General features: G+C 42.1%; 5 protein-coding genes. All 5 read left to right on the plus strand.

The features are described 5' to 3' along the window. Window positions 1-104: 104 nt before the first annotated feature. Entirely contained in the window at window positions 105-1,010 is a 906-nt protein-coding gene (locus RDS42_RS12030; RefSeq protein ID WP_308783874.1) for a S1 RNA-binding domain-containing protein, read from the plus strand. Between the two features lie 31 nt (window positions 1,011-1,041). After that, on the plus strand, window positions 1,042-2,709 hold the full coding sequence (locus tag RDS42_RS12035) for a putative manganese-dependent inorganic diphosphatase (protein ID WP_308783875.1): 1,668 nt from the start codon (window positions 1,042-1,044) through the stop codon (window positions 2,707-2,709). Window positions 2,710-2,725: 16 nt separating this feature from the next. Beyond that, window positions 2,726-3,310: a flavin reductase family protein gene (locus RDS42_RS12040; RefSeq protein WP_308783876.1), complete on the plus strand. Its 585-nt coding sequence runs from the start codon at window positions 2,726-2,728 to the stop codon at window positions 3,308-3,310. Window positions 3,311-3,420: 110 nt separating this feature from the next. Beyond that, a complete protein-coding gene (locus RDS42_RS12045; protein WP_308783877.1) occupies window positions 3,421-3,927 on the plus strand; it encodes a shikimate kinase in 507 nt (168 codons plus the stop codon). Window positions 3,928-4,105: 178 nt separating this feature from the next. Then, entirely contained in the window at window positions 4,106-5,398 is a 1,293-nt protein-coding gene (locus RDS42_RS12050) for a UDP-N-acetylglucosamine 1-carboxyvinyltransferase (protein WP_308783878.1), read from the plus strand. The last annotated feature ends 82 nt before the right edge of the window (window positions 5,399-5,480 follow it).

A 5,480-nucleotide genomic window follows, 5' to 3' on the forward strand; every position in this document is an offset into this window, starting at 1 on the left:
TTTTCTTTTTATAAATACACAAAGGTTGTAGGCGGGAAAAGGATTATGATATAATAACAGACAGATTAAGCTGGATATCATATATAAAAAAGGAGTTGTATAATATGGCAGAAACAATGAAAGATTATGAGCAGGAACTAAATGCATCCATGAAAAAAATAGAAGAAGGAGATATTCTTAACGGAACAGTAGTCAGTGTTGACGAAAAGGAAGTGATCCTTGATCTGGGATATTATGCAGAAGGTGTGATCCCGGCAGACGCTTACAGCAGAGAACCGGGTTTTAGTCTGAAAGAGGCCGTACATCCGGGAGATGAGGTTTCTGCCACTGTGGTACGTACGGATGACGGAAATGGAAATATTCTTCTTTCCAGAGTAGAAGCATCAGATATTCTTGCCTGGGAAAAAATCAGAGAATATAAGGAATCCGGAGAAGTTTTAGATGTTGTGGTAAAAGGAATCACCAATGCCGGTGTGATCGCCTATGTAGAGGATATCAGAGGATTTATCCCTGCTTCCAAGCTGGCACTGGGATATGTGGAGGATACGGAATCATATCTGAATCAGCATATTCAGGTTCAGGTTATTGATTTTGAGAAAGAAAGTAAAAAGCTGATCCTCTCAGCAAAGGAACTTTTAAGAGAGAAGGCAGAGGAAGAAAGAAAAAATAAAATATCCAATGTTCAGGTAGGTCTTGTGACAGAGGGAGTAGTAGAAAGCCTTCAGCCTTACGGTGCATTTGTGGATCTTGGAAACGGACTTTCCGGTCTGGTACACATTTCGCAGATCTGTGAAAAAAGGATCCGTAAGCCTTCTGAGATTCTGAGTGTAGGAGACAGGGTAAAAGTAAAGGTAACTGCAGTGAAAGACGGAAAGTTAAGTCTCAGTATAAAAGAGGCGGAAGATATGATGGCAAAGGAGATCGAAGAGGAGGTCTATGAGGCGCCGGATGCAGGAGAAGAAGCAACTACTTCTCTGGGATCTCTTTTTGCAGGGATTAAACTGAACTGATTACTGGTTTGAATTTTAGAAAGAGGAAATTATGAAGAAGCAGGATAAAATCTTTGTGATCGGACATAAGAATCCGGATACGGACTCTATCTGTTCAGCTATCGCGTATTGCGATATTAAGAACAGAACATTCCAGAACAGGCGGTATATACCAAAACGTGCAGGCCAGATCAATGAGGAAACAGAATTTGTTCTGAACCGTTTTGGAATTCAGCCGCCGGGATATTTAAGCAATATTGGAACGCAGGTAAAGGATATGGATATCCGTATGAGTCCCGAGGCAGATAAAAGCATGTCCTTGAAAAATGCATGGGATCTGATGCAGGAAAACAGTATCGTATCTCTTCCCATCAGGGATAAGGATGGCGGCCTGGAAGGATTGATCACCATTGGTGATATTGCAAAAACGTATATGGATACCACGGACAGCTACCTTCTTTCCAGAGCAAGGACACAGTACCTGAGGATTGCGGAGACCATCAATGGAAAAGTGGTAGAAGGAAACGGTCATGGCTATTTTACAGAAGGAAAGGTCATGGTAGGAACGGCGGATCCGGATAAGATCAAAGAATATGTAGGAGAAAATGATATGGTGATCCTTGGAAACAGGGAAGAGGATCATCTTCAGGCGATCGAACTGAATGTAAGCTGCATTATTGTGGGAATGGATATTCAGGTAACAGAAAAAGTCCTGAAGCTGGCTCATGAAAGAGATATTGTAGTGATTTCATCACCCTATGATACTTTTACCATATCGAGGCTGATCAATCAGAGTATCCCGGTACGTTATATCATGAAGACGGATAATCTGGTTACTTTCCACACGGAAGATTTTACAGATGATATCCAGGATGTCATGATCAAGCACAGGCACCGTGCCTTCCCTGTGATCGATAAAAAAGGAAAATGTGTAGGAACTATTTCACGCCGTAATTTCCTGGATATGCATAGAAAAAAAGTGGTCCTGGTGGATCACAATGAAAAAGATCAGGCAGTGGATAATATTGAAAAGGCAGATATCCTGGAAATTATCGATCATCACAAGCTGGGCACACTTCAGACCATGCAGCCTATTAATTTCCGAAATCAGCCGGTAGGATGTACAGGAACTATCATGTATCAGATATACGGGGAGCAGAAGCTGGAAATCCCGCCTAAGATCGCAGGACTGCTCTGTGCTGCGATTATTTCAGATACGCTGATGTTCCGCTCTCCCACCTGTACTCTTCAGGATAAGATGGCAGCAGGAGCCCTTGCGCTGATTGCAGATATTTCCATTGAGGAGTTTGCAAAAGAAATGTTCAAGGCAGGAAGCAATCTGAAGGATAAAGCTCCCGAAGAAATCTTTTATCAGGACTATAAAAAGTTTATCGCTGAGGGCGATATTATGTTTGGAGTGGGTCAGATCAGTTCCATGGACGAAGAAGAACTGAAGGAGATCAAGAAAAAACTGGAGCCGTTTATGGTCAGCGAATGCGGACGCCATGGAGTTACCAGAGTATACTTTATGCTCACCAGCATTATGAACCGTTCTACAGAACTGCTTTTTTACGGCGAAGGAAGCCGGGAAATGGCGGAAAGTGCTTTTGGAATGGAGGCAGAGGATGGCTCTCTTTATCTGGAGGGCGTTGTATCCAGAAAAAAACAGCTGATCCCTGCACTGATGGAAGCAGCTCAGATGCTGAACGAGTATGCATAAAGGCAAGGAGGATATAATGGCAAAGCAAAGCTGGAAGCCGGGAAATATGCTGTACCCTCTTCCTGTGGTTATGGTAAGCACTGCAGATAAAGAAGGAAAAGATGATATTATTACAGTGGCATGGGCGGGAACGGTATGTACCAATCCGCCTATGCTGTCCATTTCTGTCCGTCCGGAGCGTTTTTCTTATCATATGATTCGGGAAACCGGAGAATTTGTGGTCAATCTGACTACAGAGGAGCTGGCTTTTGCCACAGATTACTGTGGTGTCAGATCCGGCAGAGATGTAGATAAATTTAAAGAAACAGGTCTTACAAGACAAAAGGCAGATTTGGTAAAAGCGCCTATGATCACAGAATCGCCGGTGAATATTGAATGCCGTGTGCGGGAAATAAAAGAACTGGGTTCTCATCATATGTTTATTGCAGAAGTCGTGGCAGTTCATGCTGATGAAAAATACATGGATGAGAAAAAAAGATTTGATCTGAACAGGGCAAAGCCTATTGTGTATTCTCACGGGGAATATCTGGCAACAGGAAGAAAACTGGGAACTTTTGGATATAGCGTAAAAAAAGTGAAAAATAAAAGAAAAAAACGATGAAAATCCAGTAAAAAGCTGCGGAATCCGCTAAGGATTGCGGAATAAGGCTTTTTATGGTAAAATAAAATTTGGTAAATTGCAAATACTTTATCTGGAAGGCAGTAAAATGTATGAATAATATCATATTGATCGGAATGCCAGGTGCGGGAAAAAGTACCATTGGAGTTGTTCTTGCAAAAATCCTGGGGTATCAGTTCCTTGATTCAGATCTTCTGATTCAGAAACAGGAAAAAAGAAAACTTCATCAGATCATATCCCAGGAGGGAAATGACGGCTTCAAAGAAATAGAAAACAGGGTAAATGCATCAATTGAGGCAGAGGAGACAGTAATTGCCACAGGAGGAAGTGTGGTTTACTGTCATGAGGCAATGGAACATCTGAAATCAATAGGAACAGTTGTTTATCTGAAATTATCTTTAAAGCCTCTTTCAAAGCGTCTCGGCAATCTGCAAGGAAGAGGAGTTCTCCTGAAAGAAGGACAGACTTTGAAGGATCTTTATCAGGAAAGAACGCCTCTGTATGAGAAGTATGCAGACATTGTGGTAGACGAAGAAGGAAAAGATCTGGAGACATGCATTCAGGCAGTTCTGAACAGACTTTCTGCAGAAAAAAGGTGACTGTTGTGCATGAAGCACAGTAGGAGCAGACAGAAACAGTGAAATTTTTATTTACAAATGTTAAAAATGTGTTATAATACGTTATTGAACATTTTAAGATAATGTTTTTTTTATTGGAATCAGTTATTTCTGGCGTTTGCTTCGACTTACGGAGTAAAAATAATTATAGAGGTGTTTTATGGAACAGTATGTAATTAAAGGTGGCAATCCGTTAGTAGGGGAAGTTGAGATTGGCGGAGCCAAAAATGCGGCCCTTGCAATACTTTCGGCTGCTATTATGACGGATGATACCATATTAATTGAGAACCTGCCTGACGTAAGAGACATCAATGTTTTACTGGAAGCAATCGCGGGGATCGGAGCGCAGGTAGAGCGCATTAACAGATCCACTGTGAAGATCAACGGATCTACCATTGCTGATATCAGTGTTGATTATGAATATATCAAAAAAATCCGTGCGTCCTATTATCTTCTGGGGGCACTGCTTGGAAAATACAAACATGCAGAAGTACCTCTTCCGGGAGGCTGCAATATCGGAAGCAGACCGATCGATCAGCATCTGAAGGGCTTCCGTGCCCTTGGAGCAGATGTAAAGATCGTTCATGGCGCTATTGTTGCCAGAGCAGAGAACCTTCATGGAAGTCATATTTTCCTTGATGTGGTTTCTGTAGGAGCAACCATTAATATTATGATGGCTGCATCTATGGCTCCGGGACGTACCATTATCGAGAATGCGGCAAGAGAACCTCATGTTGTAGATGTCGCAAACTTTTTGAACAGTATGGGCGCAAATATCAAGGGTGCGGGAACAGATGTAATCCGTATCAAAGGTGTGGAGAAGCTCCATCGTACGGAATACTCTATCATTCCGGATCAGATCGAGGCAGGAACCTTTATGTTTGCTGCAGCGGCTACCGGCGGTGATGTTACAGTAAAAAATGTAATTCCCAAGCATCTGGAGGCAACTACAGCCAAGCTTGAAGAAATTGGCTGTGAAGTGGAAGAATTTGATGATGCAGTTCGTGTCCGTGCAGCAAAAAGACTTCACAGAACACATGTAAAAACACTTCCATATCCGGGATATCCAACAGATATGCAGCCGCAGATCGCTGTTACCCTTACACTTGCAGAGGGAACCAGTATTGTTACGGAAAGTATTTTTGAAAACCGTTTTAAATATGCAGATGAACTTTCCAGAATGGGAGCAAACATTAAGGTAGAGGGAAATTCTGCTATTATTGACGGTGTGCGTAAACTTACAGGCGCAAGAGTCAGCGCTCCGGATCTTCGTGCAGGTGCGGCGCTGGTAATTGCAGGTCTGGCAGCAGATGGTGTTACAGTAGTGGATGATATTGTTTATATCCAGCGGGGCTATGAGAATTTTGAAGAAAAGCTGAGAAGTCTGGGAGCTGAGATAGAAAAGGTTTCCAGCGAAAAAGAAATTCAGAAATTCCGTCTTCGTGTGGGATGAGCGTTGCTGTGAACGAAGTAGACAGTTGATTCTATTCATAAAATGTTCATAGATTTATTCTTGACAAAAAGAATAAATAAGT

It is taken from the genome of uncultured Blautia sp., from assembly GCF_902497045.1.
GTDB lineage: Bacteria > Bacillota > Clostridia > Lachnospirales > Lachnospiraceae > Blautia_A.

Coding starts and splice junctions, on each gene's coding strand:
- RDS42_RS12030 (WP_308783874.1), top strand. CDS start 105: ATGGCAGAAACAATGAAAGATTATGAGCAGGAACTAAATGCATCCATG.
- RDS42_RS12035 (WP_308783875.1), top strand. CDS start 1,042: ATGAAGAAGCAGGATAAAATCTTTGTGATCGGACATAAGAATCCGGAT.
- RDS42_RS12040 (WP_308783876.1), top strand. CDS start 2,726: ATGGCAAAGCAAAGCTGGAAGCCGGGAAATATGCTGTACCCTCTTCCT.
- RDS42_RS12045 (WP_308783877.1), top strand. CDS start 3,421: ATGAATAATATCATATTGATCGGAATGCCAGGTGCGGGAAAAAGTACC.
- RDS42_RS12050 (WP_308783878.1), top strand. CDS start 4,106: ATGGAACAGTATGTAATTAAAGGTGGCAATCCGTTAGTAGGGGAAGTT.